Consider the following 20,210-nt stretch of genomic DNA (forward strand, 5'->3'; position numbering starts at 1 on the left):
TGCCGACAGGTGGCCGGCTCGGCCCCGGACGGTTCCCTCGCGGACCCGTCCGGGGCTCCTAGGCTCGGGCGATGGAGTTCCGGCGCATCGGCGGCCTGCCCCCGTACGTCTTCACGATCATCGACGGGCTCAAGCAGCAGGCCCGCCGGGAGGGACGCGACGTCGTCGACCTCGGCTTCGGCAACCCCGACGTGCCGAGCCCGGACCTCGCCGTCGACAAGCTCGCCGAGGCCGCCCGCAACCCGCGCAACCACCGGTACTCCTCCTCGCGCGGGATCCCGCGGCTGCGTCAGGCCGTCGCCCGCCGCTACCACGACGTCTTCGGGGTCGACCTCGACCCCGAGACGCAGGTGATGAGCGTCATCGGCGCGAAGGAGGGCTTCAGCCACCTCATGTGGGTGCTGCTGCAGCCCGGCGACTCCGCCCTGGTGCCGCAGCCCAGCTACCCCATCCACATCTGGGGCCCGTACCTCGCCGGCGCGGACGTGCGGCAGGTGCCGATGGGCACCCCCGACCGCTACGAGGACCAGGCCAACCCCTTCCGGCACGGCCGCGCCTACGTCGACAACGTCATGACGCAGTGGGAGCACGGCTGGCCGCGCCCTCGGGTCGTCGTGCTGTCGTTCCCCCACAACCCCACCGGCGCCGTCGTCGAGCAGGCCGACCTGCAGCGCCTGGTGGACTGGGCGAGGGACAGGGACGTCGTGCTCGTCCACGACTTCGCGTACGCCGACGTCGCCTTCGACGGCTGGCGGCCCCCGTCGGTGCTGGCGTGCGAGGGCGGGACCGACGTGGCCGTCGAGCTGTACTCGATGACGAAGTCCTTCTCGATGGCCGGGTGGCGCGTCGCGTTCCTCGTCGGGCGCGCCGACGTCGTCGCCGCGCTCGCCAAGCTCAAGAGCTACCTCGACTACGGCACGTTCCAGCCCATCCAGATCGCGGCGACCGTCACGCTCACCGACGCCGCCGAGTACCCGCAGCACGTGAGCGAGGTGTACCGCTCGCGCCGCGACGCGCTGTGCGACGGGCTCGCCCGGATCGGCTGGCGCGTGCCCCGCCCGCGCGGGTCGATGTTCGTGTGGGCGCCCGTCCCGCCCGCCTACCGCGAGGAGGGCAGCGTCGCCTTCGCCACCCGCCTCGTCACCGACTGCGACGTGGCGGTGGCGCCGGGGGTCGGCTTCGGCCCGGACGGCGACGGGCACGTGCGCTTCGCCCTCATCGAGAACGAGCAGCGCATCGCCCAGGCGGTCCGGCAGCTGCGGCGGGGCCTTCCCGCCCTGTCGGGTTGAGTGGCGTCGTGCACGGCGTCCGGGTGCGGAACGTGAGGAACTACTGACAGCGCGTACCCGTGGGTGACATGGTGATCACGTGCGAGGCGACCCCGTCCTCCGGACCGTCCGCGTCCTGGTCCTCGTGCTGTGGCCGACGGTCGCCGTCTGGCTGCTGCCCGGACAGCACCGTGACGGGCCCGGTCTCGTCCTGGCCGCCGTCACCCTCGCGGTCTTCAGCCTCGCCGCCCTCCTGCTCCTGCTCTCCGGCTCCCACGTGCACCGGGTCGTCCCGGCGTGCCTCACGCTGTTCTCCGCCGCGGCGGTGGTCGGGGCCCTCGCGGGGACCGAGCCCGAGATGGCCCTCCTCGTCCCGCTCTTCCTCGGTGTGCTCAGCACCGTCGCCGCGGCGAGGCTCGGCCGGCGAGGTACGTGGTGGCAGATCGCGGTGTCGGCGGTCGGCTCGCTCGTCTGCGTCGCGTACGTCGCGGACGACCCCGTGAAGACCCTCGGGGCGTCGGTCGCGGTGGTCGCCGGCGTCGCCGCACCCGCCGTCGCGATCCTGCGGGTGAGGACGCAGCTGGACGCGGCGCACGCGCGCGAGCGGCGCCTCGCGCTCACCGACTCCCTCACCGGCGCGCTCAACCGGCGCGGGCTGTTCGAGGGACTCGACGAGGTGTGCGACGCGGCCGCCGACGCGGTCGTCGTCGTGGCCCTCGACCTCGACGGCTTCAAGCACCTCAACGACACCTTCGGCCACGCGGTCGGCGACGACGTGCTCGTCGGCCTCGTGCGGGAGCTGCACGCGCTGGGACGGCAGCCGGTGAGCGGGCGGCCGCTGCTCGTCGCCCGGCTGGGGGGCGAGGAGTTCCTCGTCGTCGCACCCTCGACCGGCGTCCCGACCGCCCTGCTCGCGGAGTGCGTGCGGTCGGCCACGGTCGCGGTGCGGCTGCCCGACGGCTCGCGCCCGACCGTCAGCGTGGGGGCGGTGGAGGCGCTGCCCCCCGCGGCGGTGGAGGACCGCCGCGCGTGGCTGCTGCGGCGCATGGACGAGGCCGACCGGCTCATGTACGAGGCCAAGCGCTCCGGCGGGGACCGCTCCCTCGTCGGCTGACAGGACCGGCGGCGCCGCCACCTAGGCTGGCGAGCATGACCCACGTGCTCTCGGCGGTGGCGTGGCCGTACGCCAACGGCCCCCGCCACATCGGCCACGTCGCCGGTTTCGGCGTCCCCTCCGACGTGTTCAGCCGGTACATGCGCATGGCGGGCCACGACGTGCTCATGGTGTCCGGCACCGACGAGCACGGGACGCCGATCCTCGTGCAGGCCGAGAAGGAGGGCGTCAGCCCCCAGGAGCTCGCCGACCGCTACAACCGCGTCATCGTCGAGGACCTGGCCGCGCTCGGGCTGTCGTACGACCTCTTCACCCGCACGAGCACCCGCAACCACCACCAGGTCGTGCAGACGCTGTTCCGCGCCGTCGCTGACAACGGCTACATCGTCGCCCGGACGCAGCTCGGCGCGGTGAGCCCGCGGACCGGTCGCACGCTGCCGGACCGCTACATCGAGGGCACGTGCCCCATCTGCGGCTACCCCTCCGCCCGCGGCGACCAGTGCGACAACTGCGGCAACCAGCTCGACCCGCAGGACCTGCTCGAGCCGCGCAGCCGCATCGACGGCGAGGTGCCGGAGTTCGTCGAGACCGAGCACCTGTTCCTCGACCTGCCGGCGCTCGCCGACGCCCTCGGGCAGTGGCTGCACGAGGTCGAGCGGGACGGCACGTGGCGGCCCAACGTCATCCGCTTCAGCCTCAACCTGCTGGAGGACGTGCGGCCCCGCGCCATCACCCGCGACCTCGACTGGGGCATCCGGGTGCCGCTGGAGGGCTGGGAGGACAACCCGAACAAGCGGATCTACGTGTGGTTCGACGCGGTCGTCGGCTACCTGTCCGCGTCGGTGGAGTGGGCGCGCCGGCTCGGCGACCCCGAGCGCTGGCGCGAGTGGTGGAACGACCCCGAGGCCCTGTCGTACTACTTCATGGGCAAGGACAACATCACCTTCCACTCCCAGATCTGGCCCGCCGAGCTCCTCGCGCACGACGGGCGGGGCGCCCGCGGTGGGCAGCAGGGCCCGTTCGGCGACCTGCAGCTGCCGACGGAGGTCGTCTCGAGCGAGTTCCTCACCATGGAGGGCCGGCAGTTCAGCTCCTCCCGCGGTGTCGTCATCTACGTGCGCGACGTGCTCGAGCGCTACCAGCCCGACGCGCTGCGCTACTTCATCTGCGCGGCCGGCCCGGAGACCGCCGACGCGGACTTCACGTGGGCGGAGTTCGTCCGGCGCACCAACACCGAGCTCGTGGCCGGCTGGGGCAACCTCGTCAACCGGACGGCGAGCCTCATCGCGAAGAACGTCGGCTCGGTCCCCGAGGCGGGCGCGCTCGAGCCCGTCGACACCGCGCTCCTCGACACCGTCGAGGCCGCCTTCGGCACCGTCGGCGGGCTGCTGCGCACCCACCGGCAGAAGGCGGCGCTCGCCGAGGCGATGCGCGCGGTCGGCGAGGTGAACGCGTACATCTCCGAGACCGCGCCCTTCAAGCTGACCACGAGCGACCCGGAGCGGATGCGGACGATCCTCCACGTCGCGGCGCAGTGCGTGAGCGACTGCAACACGCTGCTCGCGCCGTTCCTGCCCCACTCGGCGCAGAAGGTCCACGAGACGTTCGGGCGCACCGGCGTCTTCGCGCCCGTGCCGGAGGTGCGCGAGGTCGACGACCTCGACGGCGGGGCGCCGTACCCCGTGCTCACGGGCGACTACACGTCGATGCGCGGCACCTGGCACCGCGTGCCGGTCGTTCCGGGTACGCCCGTCGCCAAGCCGACGCCGGTGTTCACCAAGCTCGACGACTCGGTCGTGGAGACGGAGCTCGCGCGCCTGCGCGGCGAGGCCTGACCGGCCCGCCGGGCGCCGGGGCGCCGCGCGCCGCGGGCGGTACAGGGGGTCCGCACACTCACGACGAGGGCTGGCCCACGGGGCGCGACACGCCGGTGGCCGCGTCCGGGACCCAGCACTCGTGCCGAGGCGACGAGTGCTGGGTCCTGCGGCCCTGTCGCGGCGTGTCGGAGCGCTGGGCCCAGCCCTCGTCGTGAGCGCCCGGGACCCCCTTGCTGCGTCAGGCGGGGGTCGGAACGGGGGTCGGAACGGCGCCGACCGCTCCGCCCCGGCGCGGCCCGGACCGGGTGCTGGCTAGCCTCGGTCGCGTGCCGCTGCGACCCATCCGCTCCCGCGACGCGACGAGCGAGGCCGACGGACGCGAGCGCGACCGGACCGCCCCGCCGCCGCCGGAGCCGCTGCCGCTCGACGTGCCGGACAACCACACGCACCTCGACGTCGCCGACGGGCAGGAGCGCAGCGTCGAGGACCTCCTCGGTCTCGCCCGTGCCGCCGGGGTGGGCCGAGCGGTGCAGATCGGCTGCGACCTCGAGGCGGCGCGCTGGACGCGGGAGCTGCTCGACGCCCAGCACCCGGGACCCGACGGGGTGCTGCCGCTGCTGGGCGGAGTCGCGATCCACCCGAACGAGGCGGCGGCGCTCGACGACGCCGGCCTCGACGCCGCGCTGGCGGAAGTCGAGGCGCTGCTCGACCACCCCCGCATGCGGGTGGTGGGGGAGACCGGGCTCGACCACTTCCGGACCCCGCCGGAGGGCCGCGCCCAGCAGGAGGAGTCGTTCCGGCGCCACATCGACCTCGCGAGGCGCACGGGCCTCGCGCTGCAGGTGCACGACCGCGACGCGCACGACGACGTCGTCCGGGTCCTGCTCGACGAGGGGGCCCCGGAGCGCACGGTGTTCCACTGCTTCTCCGGCGACGTCGCGCTGGCCCGCACCGCCGCCGAGCACGGCTGGTACTGCTCCTTCGCCGGCGTCCTCACCTTCCGCAACGCGGCGGCCCTGCGCGAGGCGTGCGCGGTGCTGCCGAGCGAGCTGCTGCTCGTGGAGACCGACGCGCCGTTCCTCACCCCGCACCCGTACCGCGGCCGGCCGAACGCCTCCTACCTCATGCCGCACACGGTGCGCGCGATGGCGGAGGCCCGGGGCGCCGACCTCGTCGACCTGTGCGCGACCCTCGTCGCGAACAGCGAGCGCGTGTACGGCTCGTGGGGGGACCCGGCGACGAACCCCCTCTGACCTGCGGGGACGTCGGAGCGGAGGGCACCGGAGGGCTGCGCGGCGACCTGTGGGACATGTCACAGAGACGCCGGCGGGTTTCGGGTTTAGGTCACGATCCGGTTACGGTCGGCGCGGTAGCCGGAACCGACCCCTGCGGACCTCTCCGTCCGCCCGCAGCAGAGCGGGCCGGGGCATCGCCCCGCCCGCGAGCGTCGTCGGCATCCGGACAGCACTCACAGGTGGACTGCCTTGACCCTCAGCACTGCTGCCTCGCGCCTCGCGAGCCGCGTCTCCTCCGCCCTCCGTCCCTCCTCGCCGCGGCGCCGCGTCCTGCCGGTCGTCCTCGCCGCCGGGCTCGTGCTCGCCGGCGGCGCCGGCGCAGCCGGCTACGCCGTCCTCGACCGGACCGTCACCCTCGAGGTCGACGGCCAGGCGCAGGACGTCCGCATCCTCGGCAGCGAGGTGAGCGACGTGCTCGCCGCCGCCGGTGTCGAGGTCGACGAGCGCGACCTCGTCTCGCCCGCGATCGGCGAGACCGTCGCCGACGGCGACCAGGTCGTCGTGCGGTACGCCCGCCAGCTGACCGTCGCCGACCCCGCCGGGGACGAGCGCACGTACTGGACGACCGAGCTGACCGTCGACGACGCGCTCGCGGCCATCGGCCTGCGCCACGCCGACGCGTGGCTGTCGACGTCCCGCTCCGCCTCGATCGGGCGCTCGGGTCTGTCGTTGACGATGAGCGTGCCCAAGAACCTCACCGTGATCGCCGACGGCGAGACCCGGGCCGTCACGTCCGCCGCCCCCACCGTCGGCGACCTGCTCGAGGAGCTCGGCCTCACCGTCGGCGAGCTGGACCGCCTCAACCCGGCGCCGGAGGACGTCCTCGTGGAGGGCCGGAAGGTCACAATCGAGCGCGTCGTGGTGGAGGACGTCGTCGAGAGCGTCGAGCTCGAGCACGGCTCGCGCACCGTGGAGTCCGACGACGTCTACGAGGGCGAGACCGAGGTCGTCGAGGAGGGCAGCCCCGGCGAGGAGCGCGTGACGTACCGCGTCGTCCTGGTGGACGGCGACGAGGAGACCCGCGAGGAGGTCGCGCGCGAGGTCGTCACCGAGCCCGTGGACCGCGTCGTCGCCGAGGGCACGAAGCAGCGCCCGGCGCCGGAGCCCGTCCGCGCGGCGGCCAGCAGCTCCTCGAGCCGCTCCTCCGGCTCCTCGTCGGGCTCCTCCTCCGGCGGTTCCTCCGGGTCCTCCGGCTCCTCTGGCTCCTCCGGCGGCTCGGCCCCCGCGCCGGTGGGCAGCGACGTCGACTCCCTCAACTGGGCGGCGCTCGCGCAGTGCGAGTCCGGTGGCAGCCCGACCATCGTGTCGGGCAACGGCCTGTACCACGGCCTGTACCAGTTCAGCGTGGCCACGTGGCAGTCCGTCGGCGGATCGGGCCTGCCGAGCCAGGCGTCGGCCTCCGAGCAGACCGCGCGCGCCAAGGCCCTGTACGAGCGTGCCGGGGTCGGCCAGTGGCCGCACTGCGGCCCGCGTCTGTACAGCTGAGCGGCACGTCCTGACCGCGTCCGGCGACGACGGCCCCGGCCCCCTCGTGGGGCTCGGGGCCGTCGACGTGCGCGCCCTCGCGACGCGGCACGGCGTCGCGCCGACGAAGAGCAAGGGGCAGAACTTCGTCGTCGACCCGGGCACGGTCACGCGCATCGTCCGGCTGGCGGGCGTCGGCCCCGGGGACACGGTCCTCGAGGTCGGCCCGGGCCTCGGGTCGCTCACGGTGCCGCTGCTGTCCAGCGGGGCGCGCGTGGTCGCCGTCGAGCTCGACGAGCGGCTGGCCGCGGCCCTGCCCGGCACGGTCGCCGAGCACCTGCCGGGTGCGGTCGACCGGCTCCACGTCGTGCGGGGCGACGCGACCGCCGTCGCCGCGGCCGACCTGCCGCTCCCACCGGACGCCCTGGTGGCGAACCTGCCGTACAACGTCGCCGTCCCCATCCTGCTCGGGGTGCTCCGGGCGGTGCCGAGCGTGCGCTCCGGGGTCGTCATGGTGCAGTCGGAGGTCGCCGACCGGCTGTGCGCCACCCCCGGCGGCCGGGTCTACGGCGTGCCCTCGGTGAAGCTCGCGTGGTACGCCGCGGCGCGCCGGGTCGGCTCGGTGGCACCGACGGTCTTCTGGCCGGTGCCGCGCGTCGACTCCGGCCTGGTCGGCTTCGAGCGCCGCGAGCCGCCCGCGGCCGAGGCGCCCCGCGAGGACGTCTTCGCCGTCGTCGACACCGCCTTCGCGCAGCGGCGCAAGACGCTGCGGCAGTCGCTCGCCCCGCTCGCGGGGTCGGCGGCCGCCGCGGAGGCCGCGCTCCTCGCGGCGGGCGTCGACCCGCGCGAGCGGGCCGAACGGCTCGACGTCACGGCCTTCGCGGCCGTCGCCGACGCGCTGCGCCGTGGGCGGGCCGCGTTCCGGGGCGCGCTGCAGGAGGACAGCCCCTAGCCTCGGTCCGATGGCCGGACGCGCTGCTGTGACCGTTCGAGCCCCCGCGAAGGTCAACCTCCACCTGTCCGTCGGGGTGCCCGACGACGAGGGGTACCACCCGCTCGCGACCGTCTTCCAGGCCGTCGGGCTCTACGACGAGGTGACGGCGACCCGCGCGCCGGGCGGCACCTTCACGGTCGAGGTGAGCGGGGTGGACGCCGCGCGCGTGCCGTGCGACGGCACGAACCTCGCCGTCCGCGCCGCCCGCGCGGTCGCGCGCACGGCCGGCGCCGACGACGAGCCCGACCTCGGCGTCCACCTGCACGTCCGCAAGCAGATCCCCGTCGCGGGCGGCATGGCGGGCGGGTCCGCCGACGCCGCCGCGGCCCTGCTCGCGTGCGACGCGCTGTGGGGCCTCGACCTGCCGCGGGCCCAGCTCGCCGACCTCGGCGCGGGCCTCGGCTCCGACGTGCCGTTCATGCTGCTCGGCGGGACGGCCGTCGGCCTCGGCCGCGGCGACCGCCTCACCCCCGCCCTCACCCGCGGCGGCTGGAGCTGGGTGCTGCTCGTGTCGACGTCGGAGCTGTCGACCCCCGCGGTGTACGCCGAGCTCGACCGGCTCCGCGCCGGGCGCGCCGTCATCGAGCCGCGCGTGTCGGACCCGCTCATGCAGGCGCTGCGCTCCGGCGACCCCGCCGCGCTCGGCGCGTCGCTGCACAACGACCTGCAGGTCGCAGCCGTGTCGCTGCTGCCCGAGCTCGACCAGCTGCTCGAGACCGTCCTGGACGCCGCGCCCATGGGGGCGCTGGTGAGCGGCTCCGGGCCGACCGTCGCCGTCCTCGCCGAGGACGACCAGCACGCCGCCGAGCTCGCCGTCGCCCTGGGCGAGGCCCCGGGGGTGGCCCGCGTGCTGCGCGCCACCGGTCCCGTGCCAGGCTGTCGTCTCGTGGACGGCGGGGTGCGCGGGGCGGTCTGAGTGGCCAACCTCGTCAACTGCACGGGCGTCCACGTCGCCGTGCCCGACCGCGTGCTGCTGCGCGAGGTCTCCCTCGGCGTCGACGACGGCGACCGGGTCGGCGTCGTCGGGCGCAACGGCGGCGGCAAGTCGACGCTGCTGCGCGTGCTGGCCGGGCGCCTCGACCCCGACGACGGGCGGGTGTCGGTCCGGTCCGGCTCGCGCGTCGGCATGCTCGACCAGCGCGACCAGCCCACGGGACGGACCGTCGCCGAGACCGTCCTCGGGGACCGGGCGGCGCACGAGTGGGCGGGCGACGCCCGGGTCCGCGACGTCGTCGGCGGCCTGCTCGGTGACCTGGACGCCGCCGGCGTCGGCGGCATGGACGCCGCGACGGACGCGCTGTCCGGCGGGCAGCTGCGCCGGGTCGCGCTCGCGCGCGTGCTCGTCGACGACCCCGACGTGCTCCTGCTCGACGAGCCGACCAACCACCTCGACGTCGACGGCGTCGCGTGGCTCGCCGAGCACCTGCGGGCCCGCGCGGCGAGCGGGCGCGGCGCCCTCGTCGTCGTCACGCACGACCGCTGGTTCCTCGACGCCGTCGTGACGACGACGTGGGAGGTGCACGACGGCGAGGTCGACGCCTACGAGGGCGGGTACGCCGCGTGGGTGCTCGCCCGCGCGGAGCGGCAGCGGGTCGCAGCCGTCACCGAGGAGCGGCGGCAGAACCTCGTGCGAAAGGAGCTCGCGTGGCTGCGCCGCGGCGCGCCCGCCCGCACGAGCAAGCCCAGGTTCCGCCTGGACGCCGCCGCGGACCTCATCGCCGACGAGCCGCCCCCGCGCGACGGCGTCGCGCTGCAGCGCCTCGCGGCCGCCCGGCTCGGCAAGGACGTGCTCGACCTCGAGGACGTGCGCGTCGACCACCCGCGAGGCGGGGAGCCGCTGCTGGCCGGCACGACGTGGCGGCTCGCCCCCGGCGAGCGCTACGGCGTGGTCGGCGCGAACGGCGCCGGCAAGACGACGATGCTGCGCCTGCTCACCGGGCAGCGGGAGCCCGACGGCGGCCGGGTCCGCCGCGGGAAGACGGTCGAGGTGGCGTGCCTCACCCAGGACCTCGCCGAGCTCGCGCCGGTCGCGCACCGCCGGGCGGTCGAGGCCGTCGCCGACGTCGCCCAGACCGCGGTGGTCGGCGGCAGGGAGATGACGGCGAGCCAGCTCGTCGAGCAGCTCGGGTTCCCGCGGGAGCGGCAGTGGACGCGGGTCTCGGAGCTGTCCGGCGGCGAGCGGCGCCGCCTGCAGCTGCTGCGCCTGCTCCTGCAGCGGCCGAACGTGCTGCTGCTCGACGAGCCGACCAACGACCTCGACACCGACTCCCTCGCCGCGATGGAGGACGTCCTCGACTCCTTCGCGGGGACGCTCGTGGTGGTGAGCCACGACCGCTACCTGCTCGAGCGGCTGTGCGACCGCTACGTCGGCATGCTCGGCGACGGCGCGCTGCGGGACCTGCCGCGCGGGGTGGAGGAGTACCTCGAGCGGCGCTCGGCGGGAGGGACGGCCGGCGGCTCGGCTCCCTCGTCGGCGGGCCCCGCGCCGACGGCCGCGGGCGATCGCCCCGGCCCCGGCCTGGCCGCGGCGGACCTGCGGGCGGCCCGCAAGGACCTCGCCCGCCTCGAGCGGCGCCTCGAGCGGCTCGGCGCGGAGGAGACCCGGCTGCACGAGGACCTCGCGGCCCGCGCGACCGACGCGGCGGCGGTCCTGGAGCTCGACGCGCGACTGCGGGACGTGACGGCCGAGCGCGATCAGGTCGAGGCGGAGTGGCTCGCGCTCGCGGAGGTCGTCGAGGGCTCCTGAGGGCGCGACGGCGGGCGCGGTCCGGCGCCGCGGGGCCGCTGCGGTCGGGGCCGGGGCCGGGCACCCACCGCGCGGAGCAGGACGAGCGCGAGCAGCCACAGCGTCGACCCGGCGACGAGCGCGAGCACGGGCAGGTCGGTGGGCACGCCGAGGTGCACCGTCAGGCCGAGGATGCGCGACAGGCCCGCCGGCACCACCTGCAGCTCGTCGTTGAGTACCGTCAGCAGCCGCTCCGTCCCGACGACCGCGCCGACGAGGCCGGGCCACACCAGCAGCGCCCCGCCGGTCGCCGCGGCCACCGCGCCCGCCCCGGCGCGGCACGCCGTCGCCGCGAGCGCGGGGGCCACGAGCAGCCACACGACGGCGACGACCGCCGCCGTCACGTAGGCCGCGCGCGCCGTCGGGTCGAGCCAGAACCCGCTCCACGCGCCGACCGGGCCGCGCCACGCGAGCGCGACGAGCAGCGGCACGACCGCGAGGAGCTGGGGCCCGAGCACCGACACGACGACGGGCCCGCCGCCGGGCCCGTACGGGCAGCGCCGCCGCCGCAGCGACGCCGCCACACCGGCCGCCGCGAGGGTGCCGGCGGCCGCGGTGCCGACGGCGAGAGCGGTCCACACCGGGGACACCCACGAGCCGAAGGCCGCGTGCGCGCCCACGACGACGACCCCGGGGACCACCACGGCCGGCAGCCGCCCGCGCGGGCCGGCCGCCTGCCACGTCGCGGCGTCGAGGCGCCACGGCGCCAGCGCCGCCCGGCGCAGCGGCCGGACCAGGGCGAGGCCAGCGGCGGCGAGCAGCAGGAGGACCCGGGCGGACCACACCGTCGCGACGTGCGCCTGCTGCCGCTGCAGGCCGCGGTCGGCCGCGGCCAGCTCGTAGGGGGGGAGGTCGAGGTCGCCGCGCCAGCGGGCCTCGTGCTCGGCGGCGAGGTCGCGGTAGCGCGCCGAGGCGTCCGCCGCCTGCCGCCGCGCCTGCCCGGAGCCGGTCGCGAGCCACTCCTGGTGCCGCAGCATCGCCTCCCGGTACGCGCCCAGGGTGGTGAACAGGTCCCGCTCGTAGTCCAGGGACCGCGTGAGCAGGGCGTGCTGGGCCGGGTCGCGGAACGTCGCCGGGTCGGTGGCCGCGAGCTCGGCGCGCATGGCGTCGACCGTCGCGACGGCGCGGTCGGAGCCGGCGACGGCCCCGTCGACACGGCCGCGCGAGGCCTCGTAGATCGCCGACCACGTCGCGGTGTCGCCGGAGACGAGGTCCCACTTGAACACCCACAGCATGGGCGGCGGCTCGAGGCCGAAGGCGCGCACCTCCTGCTCGGCGTACGGGCGCACGTAGAGCCCGTCGAGCACGGCGGCGCGCGACAGCCGCAGCACGCGCGACAGGGCGGCGACGGTCCCGGGCTCGGTGCTCCACGTGCGCCGCAGCCACGCCCGCTCGGCGGCCGCCACGTCGGTGCCGGTGTCCCAGGCGAGCTGCGCGGCGGTCCACACGTGCAGGTCGTAGGTCTGCCAGAAGCCCGTGGTGAGGTACAGCGACATCGGCCCCGCGCGTGGCGGGCCCCCGCCCTGCGTCCACACCCACACCCCGTCGAGGGCGGGGTTGGCCGCCGCGACCTGCTGCAGCGCCGCGGCGTGGTCGCCGGTGACGTCGTTGGGGAAGGCCGAGAAGGCCTCGAACTCGCGGCGCGCCTGCACCTCCACCACCCGGGGCTGGTCCCCGACGAGCAGGGTGGGGTTGAGCGGCAGCCAGCTGTCGAAGTCGCCCGCGACGAACTTCGTCGACACGACGAGGTCGTCGAGGCCCTCGACGGCGCCGGCGCCCGTCCCGAGCACCCGCTCGTAGGTCCGCGGCGAGGTGTGGAGGTCACCGACCTCGCCGACCCCGACCGTCCACGTGCGCAGCACGACCTCGGCGCCGTGCGGGGCGGCCGCGCCGGTCAGGGTGCGGAGCATGGTGCGGACCTGGGTGTCGGTCGTCACCTCGAGCGCGGAGTAGTAGTCCCAGCCGTCGAGGTTGTAGACGGCGCCCGCCTCCCCGACGCGGACCATGAGCCCGTCGACGAACGGCAGCTCGGTGAGCAGCTCGTCGACGCCGGCGGCGTACACGTCCCACAGCGCGGCGGAGTCCGCGTCGAGCCCGCCCGGCTGCGCCTCCAGGTAGGCCTCGAGCGGCCCGGTGAGCGCGAGCATGTCGGTGACCAGGACGACGTCCATGCCCATCCGGTCCGCGTACGCCCACATCGCGCCGACCTGCTCGCGCATGGCGACGGCGCGCTCGGCGTACGGGCTGCCCGCCGGGTACACGTCCTCGCCCGTGCCGACGCCGGCGAAGGTGACGTACTCGAGGAAGCCCGGCACGACGACCCCGTCGTAGCCGTACGACACCATCCGGTCGACGTAGGCCTCCCAGTCCCGCTCGACGTCGCGCAGGGCGACGGGGTCCAGCCACGGCGCCTCGTCGAGCACGACCGACGACAGCGCGCCGGAGGCGTGGCCGTAGTCGTCCTGCGCCGCGTAGGCGGCGGGGTCCGGCACGACGCCGACGGCCCCCGTGTCGACCCAGCGACGGTCGAGCTCCGGCTCCACGGGGCCGGCCGGCACCTCGGCGAGGTCGGTCCCGGCGTCCAGGGCGTGCCCGAGGCGGAAGGCCGCCTGGGCGAGGCCGCGGCGGTCCGGCGCCGCGAGCGAGACGACCGTCCCGCCGGGGCCCGCGCTCACCTCGACGGTGTGGCGGGCCGGGTCCGCCCCGGCCGGCACGGTGCCGGCGAGCCCGAGCACCACGCGGTCCACGCCGTCCGGCCCGGTGCCGTCCGCGGCGTCGACGACCGTCCCGCCGCGGCGCCCGACCGCCGCGACGAGCTCGGCGCGCGCGAGGCGGAGCAGCGGGTCGGCCTCGTGGCCCGCCGGCAGGTCCGTCACCGCGACGGTCCCGAGCGGCGCGGCGGCCACGGGCGGCTGCGGCTCGCGGGGGGCGGCGACGAGCGGCTCCTTGTCCCCGAAGGACACCGCGAGGAAGTCGTCGACCGCGCCCGCGCCCAGGACGCCGACGGCCAGCGACGCCGCCACCGTCAGCGCCGCCACGAGCGGCGCGCCCCCCGCACGCACGTCGTCATCGTGCTCCCGTCGGGCGTCCGCGTCCACACCCGCGCGCCCGCTCCCGCGCGCGCCGCCGCGCGTGACCGGGCCGCGCCCCTGGTCCGCGGCCGGGCCGGAGGCGTACCGTCGACCCCACACGAGGAGGTGGTCGCATGGGGGACACCGCCTGGTACGCCGTGCGCACGGTGTGCCGACTGCACGACGGCGTCGTCGAGGAGCGCGTCACGCTGTGGGCCGCGGTCGACCGCGACGAGGCACTCCGGATGGGGGAGCGCGAGGCCGTCCGCTACGCCGGTGAGGTGGGCGGGACCGACCTCGGTGCCCTCGACGTGGTCCACCTCTTCGAGGAGCCGGGCCACGGCAGCGAGGTGTTCTCCTCCCGCCACGCCGGCGACGGGCTCCCGGTCGTGCTCGACCTCGCCGACGTCACCGGCGCCGCGGACGTGGGTGGCGCGGCCGGGCGGTCCGTCGCCCGCGCCTGAGGTCCGGCGGCGCGGACCTCCTCGAGCCAGTGGAGGGTCGCGAGGAAGGCGACGACCGCGAGCAGCTCGAGGACCTCCTCCAGCGTCGAGGCGGCGAAGTACGTGAGGCTCTGCGCGCCGCCCGCGTCGAACACGGCCCCGCCCACCATCTCCATCCCCACGGCCCCGCCGACGTAGGCGACCGCGGCGAGCAGGACGCACGCGCCGGCCGGGCTCGGCAGGGACCGCAGCCACGGCAGGTAGACGGCCGCGAGGACGACGAGCAGCGGCAGCGCGACGAGCACCCACGCGAAGGTGAGCAGCCCGCCGACGGGCACCAGGGCCGCCACCGGGTCGACGAGCTGCTCGTGGACACCCATCGACTCGTCGAAGCTGAGGTAGAGGAACACCCCCGCCAGCACCGCCTCCCGGCGGTCCCGGCGCCCGTCCGGGCGTCGGCTGAGCCGCCACAGCCGCTGCGCGACGACGAGGAGCAGCACGCCGCTGAACCAGCCCGCGAGCCCGTACTCGCCGCTGAGCCGGACGAGGCGGAACAGCGAGTCGCGGCCCGGGAAGTCCACACCGAGGCCGAAGCGCACGACGACGAGCACGCTGTGGGCGACGAGCAGCGCGGCGACCACGAGGAGCAGGGCGCCGCTCGTGCGCGGCTCCGACAGCAGGGGCGACCGCGCGCCGGGGCGGTGGGCGGTGTCGTCGGGTCCGGACCTCACGGAGCTCACCGCCCGAGTCAAACGCACGGTGAACGCCAGGTGAACGCTTTACGGCGAACCTCGTCCGAGCGGAGGAGGTCCGACCGGGCGGGCGCTCAGCGCTCGAACGGCCGCACGAGCACGCGCAGGAGGTCGGCGAGGCGCTCGCGGTCGCGCCGCGGCATGCCCGCGAGGAACGACGCCTCGCGCTCCAGCAGCGACGCCATCGCGGCGTCGACGAGCTCGCGGCCGTCCTCGGTGAGCTCGACGACCACGAGGCGGCGGTCGCGCGGGGACGACCCGCGCGACACCAGGCCGCGCGCGGCGAGCCGGTCGATGCGCGTCGTCATGGTGCCGCTCGTGACGAGGGTCTGCGGCAGCAGCTGCGACGGCGTGAGCCGGTGCGGCGGCCCGCTGCGGCGCAGGGCGGCGAGCACGTCGAACTCCCAGCGCTCCAGGCCGTGCGCGTCGAAGGTCGAGGCCCGGGCCCGGTCGAGGTGGTGCGCGAGCCGGGACACGCGGGAGAGCACCTCCAGCGGGGCGACGTCGAGGTCGGGCCGCACGCGCGCCCAGGCCGCGACGACCCGGTCGACCTCGTCGGGCGCGTCCACCTCACCCGGCCCGCCGCGGTCGCGGGCCGCGCCCGGTCCCGGCCGGTCCCCCGTCATGGCGCGACCCTAGGCGACGCGCTCAGCGTCGGCGGGTGAGGCGCGGCTTGCGCTCGAGTCCGGCGAGCCCGTTCCACGCGAGGTTGACGAGGTGCGCGGCGACCTCCGCCTTCTTCGGGCGCCGCGAGTCCAGCCACCACTGCCCGGTCATCGCGACCATGCCGACGAGCATCTGCGCGTACATCGGGGCGGTCCTCCGGTCGAGGCCGCGGGCCGCGAAGGCGTCGACGAGCACGTGCTCCACCTGCGTCGCGGTGTCCCCGAGCAGGGAGGAGAACGTCCCGGTGGACTGGGCGACGGGGGAGTCGCGCACGAGGATGCGGAAGCCGTCGGGGTGGTCCTCGATGTACGTGAGCAGCGCGAGCGCGGCCCCTTCGAGCATGGCGCGGGGGTGCGTCTCGGCCACGAGCTCGCTGGAGATGAGGCCGAGCAGGTGCTGGACCTCGCGGTCCACGACCACCGCGTACAGGCCCTCCTTGCCGCCGAAGTGCTCGTACACGACCGGCTTGGACACCTTGGCCGCGGCGGCGATCTCCTCGACCGTCGTGCCCTCGACGCCGCGCTCGGCGAACAGGCGGCGCCCGATGTCGACGAGCTGCTCGCGGCGCTGGGAGCCCGTCATGCGCGAGCGTCGCGAGACGCGGGCACGACCGGTCTCCCCGGACAGCACGAGGCGGGCCGGGTCGACGGTGTCGTCCGGGCGCTCCGGTTCCTCGCGGGCGTCGCTCACGCGTCCAGTGTGACGGGTGGGATGGACGGGCTCGGACGGGCGGCGGGACGGGCGGGGTCCGGCGGGCGCGCGCCGCCGGGCACGGCAGACTGGCGCCTCCCGGTCCCGCGACGACACCGCGGGTCCGGTCCGCCCTGGTGTAACGGCAGCACGCAGGCCTTTGGAGCCTCGCGGTCCCGGTTCGAATCCGGGGGGCGGAGCGGGCCGGTCGGGCGCACGGGCGCCGTGCCGCGGGTGGGTAGAGTCCGGACAGTCCGCCCGCACCCCACCCGGGAGGCCCACGCCGTGCCCGACCAGACCGCCACCCCGTCCGCCGACGGCACCGACGCCACCAGGAGGACGAGGGCCGCAGCGGTCGTCGTGCTCGCGGCGGGCCAGGGGACCCGCATGCGCTCGCGGACCCCCAAGGTCATGCACCGCGTCGGCGGCCGGAGCCTGCTCGGGCACGCCGTCGCCGCCGCCGCGCCGCTGGCCGACGAGGTCGTCGTGGTCGTGCGGCACGAGCGCGAGGCCGTCGCGGCGCACGCGGCGGAGGTGGGGGAGCGCCTCGGGCGGCGGGTCGTCGTCGCCGACCAGGACGAGGTGCCCGGGACGGGCCGGGCGCTGTGGTGCGGGCTGCAGGCGCTCGACGCGGCGCGCGAGGCCGACGGGCTGCCGCGGCTGACGGGTCCCGTGCTCGTCACCTCCGGCGACGTGCCGCTGGTGACCACGGACTCGCTGCAGGCGCTGCTGGGCGCCGCCGCCGACGCCCCCGTCGCCCTCATGACGGCCGTGCTCGACGACGCCACCGGCTACGGCCGGGTCGTCCGCGACGAGGCCGGGCAGGTGCGGGCGGTCGTGGAGCACAAGGACGCCGACGAGGCCGTGCGCGCGGTGCGCGAGGTCAACGGCGGCCTGTGGGCGCTCGACCTCGACCTGTGCCGGGACGTGCTCCCGGGGCTCGGCGCGGCCAACGCGCAGGGCGAGCAGTACCTCACCGACGTCGTCGCCGAGGCACGCGCCCGCGGGCTGCAGGTGGCGGGGGTGCCCGTCGCCGACGCGCACGAGGTCGACGGCGTCAACGACCGGGTGCAGCTCGCGGAGGTCGGGGCGCTGCTCAACCGGCGCACCCTGCACGCGCACATGCGCGCGGGGGTCACCGTCGTCGACCCGGTCACGACGTGGGTCGACGTCGACGTCGTCCTCGAGCCCGACGTCACCCTGCTGCCCGGCACCCAGCTGCACGACGGGACGGTCGTCCGCGCGGGCGCGAGCGTCGGCCCCGACACCACCCTGAGCGCGTGCGAGGTGGGCGAGGGCGCGAGCGTCGTCCGCAGCCACGGCAGCGGCGCCGTGCTCGCGGCCGGGGCGACCGTCGGGCCGTTCGCCTACCTCCGCCCCGGCACCGACCTCGGCGAGGGCGGCAAGCTCGGCGCCTTCGTCGAGACGAAGAACGCGCGCATCGGCGCGGGCTCGAAGGTGCCGCACCTGTCCTACGTCGGCGACGCGACCATCGGGACGGGCTCGAACATCGGCTGCGCGACCGTCTTCGTCAACTACGACGGCGTGCACAAGCACCGCACGACGGTCGGCGACCACGTGCGCATCGGCTCCGACACCATGCTCGTCGCGCCCGTGACGGTCGGCGACGGCGCCTACACCGCCGCGAGCACGGTCGTGCGGAAGGACGTGCCCCCCGGGGCGCTCGCGATGACGGTCGCGCCGCAGCGCAACGTCGACGGCTGGGTCGAGGAGCGCCGGCCCGGCAGCGCGGCCGCCGAGGCGTCGGCGCGGGCCCGGGCCGCAGCGGCCCGGGAGCAGAGCACCACCGAGCCCGGCGAGACCGGCGAGCAGGGAGACCCGCGTTGAAGCCCATCATCAGCACGCCGGAGAAGCGCCTGGTCCTCGTGAGCGGGCGGGCGCACCCCTCGCTCACGCGGGAGGTCGCCGAGCACCTCGGCGTCGACGTCGTGCAGACGACGGCGTACGACTTCGCCAACGGCGAGATCTACGTGCGCTTCGCCGAGAGCGTCCGCGGCTGCGACGTCTTCGTGCTGCAGAGCCACACCGCGCCGATCAACCAGTGGCTCATGGAGCACCTGCTCATGGTCGACGCGCTCAAGCGGGCCTCGGCCAAGCGCGTGACGGTCGTCGCGCCGTTCTACGGCTACTCCCGGCAGGACAAGAAGCACCGCGGCCGCGAGCCGATCAGCGCGCGCCTGGTCGCGGACATGTTCTCCACCGCGGGGGCGGACCGGCTCATCAGCGTCGACCTGCACGCCGCGCAGATCCAGGGCTTCTTCAACGGCCCGGTCGACCACCTGTGGGCCCTGCCGGTGCTCGCCGACTACGTGACGACCCGGGTCGACCGGTCCTCGCTCACCATCGTGAGCCCCGACATGGGGCGGGTGCGGACCGCCGACGTCTGGTCGGACCGGCTGGGCGCGCCGCTGGCGATCATCCACAAGCGGCGCGACCCCACCGTGCCGAACAAGGTGCAGGTGCACGAGATCGTCGGCTCGGAGCACGTGGAGGGCCGGCACTGCCTGCTCATCGACGACATGATCGACACCGCGGGGACCATCGTGCAGGCCGCCGAGGCGCTGCACGCGCAGGGCGCGGCGTCGATCATCGTCGCCGCGACCCACGCGATCCTGTCCGGTCCTGCCATCCAGCGGCTGTCGAACTCGCCCATCGACGAGGTCGTCGTCACCGACACCCTGCCGATCACCCCGGACAAGCGCTTCCCGGGGCTCACGGTGCTGTCGATCGCGCCGCTGCTCGCCCGCGCGATCCGCGAGATCTTCGACGACGGGTCGGTCACGAGCCTGTTCGAGCCGCACTGACGTCGGGCGCGGCGCCGGTGCCGTCGGTGCCGCCGGTGCCGCCCGTGCCGGCGAGGGCCTCGCGCGACAGCGCGAGGTGCCGGCGCGTGGAGTGCGCGACCGCGAGCACCCACACGGCGACGACGACGGCGTAGACGACCCAGGTCGCCGCCGGGCCGACCTCGACGAGGTCCGAGCGCAGCAGGGTGCGGACGTTGGTCAGCACGATGAGACCGCCCACGGTCGAGCCCAGGATGCGGGGCGGCAGGACACGCACGACCCACGCCGCGATCGGGGCGGCGACGAGGCCGCCGGCGAGCAGGGCCAGCGCCATGCCGAGGTCGATCCCGGCCGTCCCGAGCCCGACGAGGAAGCCGGCCGAGGCGCCGAGGGCCACGAGGAACTCGCTCGTGTCGATCGAGCCGACGACCTTCCGCGGCTCCATGCGCCCGGTCGCGAGCAGCGCCGGGGTGCCGACCGGACCCCAGCCGCCGCCGCCCGTCGCGTCGACGAAGCCGGCGACGAGGCCGAGCGGGCCGAGGAAGCGCCGCCGCAGCGGGCGGGGGTCGCGCGTGCGCGGCAGGTCGACGAGCGTGAAGCGGACGAGCACGTAGCCGCCGAGGGCGAGCAGGAGGAGCGCCATGAGCGGTGCGGCCACCTCGGTGGACACCGCGGACAGCACCGTGGCGCCGAGGAACGCGCCGACGGCGCCCGGGAGCGCGACCCGGCGGACGACGCGCCAGTCGACGTTGCCGAAGCGCCAGTGCGAGACCCCGGAGGCGAGGCTGGTCCCGATCTCGGCGAGGTGCACCGTCGCGGAGGCCATGGCCGGGTTGGTGCCGATGGCGAGGAGCAGCGTCGTCGACGTGACGCCGTACGCCATGCCGAGGCTGCCGTCGACGAGCTGGGCGGCGAAGCCGACCAGGGCGAGCAGGAGGAGTGCCTTCACGAGTGTCCCCAGGTGTGTGCGGCAACAGGTGGCGACACCATAGGACCCTAAACAGGTAGGGATACAAGGCTTTCACGCGATCGACCCGTCGTCTCACG

At 75.9% G+C, this 20,210-nt stretch carries 15 protein-coding genes and 1 tRNA gene; 11 read left to right on the top strand and 5 right to left on the bottom strand.

The window, feature by feature from the left end; translation table 11 throughout:
* Positions 1-71 precede the first annotated feature (71 nt).
* The 8 genes from WAA21_RS05915 (at position 72) to WAA21_RS05950 (ending at position 10,698) form a co-directional block, all read left to right on the top strand.
* Positions 72-1,289, top strand: a complete 1,218-nt coding sequence (locus WAA21_RS05915; RefSeq protein WP_336921845.1) for an aminotransferase class I/II-fold pyridoxal phosphate-dependent enzyme — start codon at positions 72-74, stop codon at positions 1,287-1,289.
* A gap of 79 nt (positions 1,290-1,368) precedes the next feature.
* Positions 1,369-2,382, top strand: coding sequence for a GGDEF domain-containing protein (locus WAA21_RS05920; RefSeq protein ID WP_336921846.1), 1,014 nt, complete (start codon positions 1,369-1,371; stop codon positions 2,380-2,382).
* Between the two features lie 35 nt (positions 2,383-2,417).
* Complete coding sequence (gene metG, locus WAA21_RS05925) at positions 2,418-4,217, top strand: methionine--tRNA ligase (RefSeq protein ID WP_336921847.1); 1,800 nt, start codon at positions 2,418-2,420, stop codon at positions 4,215-4,217.
* Positions 4,218-4,525: 308 nt separating this feature from the next.
* A complete protein-coding gene (locus WAA21_RS05930; protein WP_442893235.1) occupies positions 4,526-5,452 on the top strand; it encodes a TatD family hydrolase in 927 nt (308 codons plus the stop codon).
* A 231-nt stretch (positions 5,453-5,683) separates the two neighbouring features.
* Positions 5,684-6,979 (top strand): ubiquitin-like domain-containing protein, encoded by a 1,296-nt coding sequence (locus WAA21_RS05935; RefSeq protein WP_336921848.1) that lies wholly within the window; start codon positions 5,684-5,686, stop codon positions 6,977-6,979.
* 46 nt (positions 6,980-7,025) lie between these two features.
* The gene (gene rsmA, locus WAA21_RS05940; RefSeq protein WP_336921849.1) at positions 7,026-7,910 is read left to right on the top strand and encodes a 16S rRNA (adenine(1518)-N(6)/adenine(1519)-N(6))-dimethyltransferase RsmA; all 885 of its coding nucleotides are present in this window, start codon (positions 7,026-7,028) and stop codon (positions 7,908-7,910) included.
* A 10-nt stretch (positions 7,911-7,920) separates the two neighbouring features.
* On the top strand, positions 7,921-8,868 hold the full coding sequence (locus tag WAA21_RS05945; protein WP_336921850.1) for a 4-(cytidine 5'-diphospho)-2-C-methyl-D-erythritol kinase: 948 nt from the start codon (positions 7,921-7,923) through the stop codon (positions 8,866-8,868).
* Positions 8,869-10,698, top strand: a complete 1,830-nt coding sequence (locus WAA21_RS05950; RefSeq protein ID WP_336921851.1) for an ABC-F family ATP-binding cassette domain-containing protein — start codon at positions 8,869-8,871, stop codon at positions 10,696-10,698.
* On the opposite strand, the gene WAA21_RS05955 is transcribed toward WAA21_RS05950, so the two are convergent.
* The 4 genes from WAA21_RS05955 to WAA21_RS05970 all read right to left on the bottom strand — a co-directional run bounded on the left by WAA21_RS05955 (position 10,647) and on the right by WAA21_RS05970 (position 16,251).
* Entirely contained in the window at positions 10,647-13,799 is a 3,153-nt protein-coding gene (locus WAA21_RS05955; protein ID WP_336921852.1) for a hypothetical protein, read from the bottom strand. The two genes, WAA21_RS05950 and WAA21_RS05955, sit on opposite strands and share 52 nt — an antisense overlap.
* Positions 13,800-14,076: 277 nt before the next feature.
* Positions 14,077-14,991, bottom strand: a complete 915-nt coding sequence (locus WAA21_RS05960) for a hypothetical protein (protein ID WP_336921853.1) — start codon at positions 14,989-14,991, stop codon at positions 14,077-14,079.
* An 86-nt stretch (positions 14,992-15,077) separates the two neighbouring features.
* Positions 15,078-15,629 (bottom strand): MarR family winged helix-turn-helix transcriptional regulator, encoded by a 552-nt coding sequence (locus WAA21_RS05965; protein ID WP_336921854.1) that lies wholly within the window; start codon positions 15,627-15,629, stop codon positions 15,078-15,080.
* A 22-nt stretch (positions 15,630-15,651) separates the two neighbouring features.
* Positions 15,652-16,251 (bottom strand): TetR/AcrR family transcriptional regulator, encoded by a 600-nt coding sequence (locus WAA21_RS05970; RefSeq protein ID WP_336921913.1) that lies wholly within the window; start codon positions 16,249-16,251, stop codon positions 15,652-15,654.
* A 236-nt stretch (positions 16,252-16,487) separates the two neighbouring features.
* On the opposite strand from WAA21_RS05970, the gene WAA21_RS05975 reads away from it, so the two are divergent.
* The 3 genes from WAA21_RS05975 (at position 16,488) to WAA21_RS05985 (ending at position 19,184) form a co-directional block, all read left to right on the top strand.
* A tRNA-Gln gene (locus tag WAA21_RS05975) sits at positions 16,488-16,559 on the top strand.
* Positions 16,560-16,644: 85 nt separating this feature from the next.
* The gene (gene glmU, locus WAA21_RS05980) at positions 16,645-18,207 is read left to right on the top strand and encodes a bifunctional UDP-N-acetylglucosamine diphosphorylase/glucosamine-1-phosphate N-acetyltransferase GlmU (RefSeq protein ID WP_336921855.1); all 1,563 of its coding nucleotides are present in this window, start codon (positions 16,645-16,647) and stop codon (positions 18,205-18,207) included.
* On the top strand, positions 18,204-19,184 hold the full coding sequence (locus tag WAA21_RS05985; RefSeq protein ID WP_336921856.1) for a ribose-phosphate diphosphokinase: 981 nt from the start codon (positions 18,204-18,206) through the stop codon (positions 19,182-19,184). The genes glmU and WAA21_RS05985 overlap by 4 nt, the downstream gene beginning before the upstream one ends.
* Here WAA21_RS05985 and WAA21_RS05990 read toward each other — a convergent pair.
* Complete coding sequence (locus WAA21_RS05990; protein WP_336921857.1) at positions 19,159-20,112, bottom strand: sulfite exporter TauE/SafE family protein; 954 nt, start codon at positions 20,110-20,112, stop codon at positions 19,159-19,161. The genes WAA21_RS05985 and WAA21_RS05990 overlap by 26 nt on opposite strands.
* Positions 20,113-20,210 lie beyond the last annotated feature (98 nt).

This window comes from Aquipuribacter sp. SD81, assembly GCF_037153975.1.
Taxonomy (GTDB): Bacteria; Actinomycetota; Actinomycetes; order Actinomycetales; family JBBAYJ01; genus Aquipuribacter.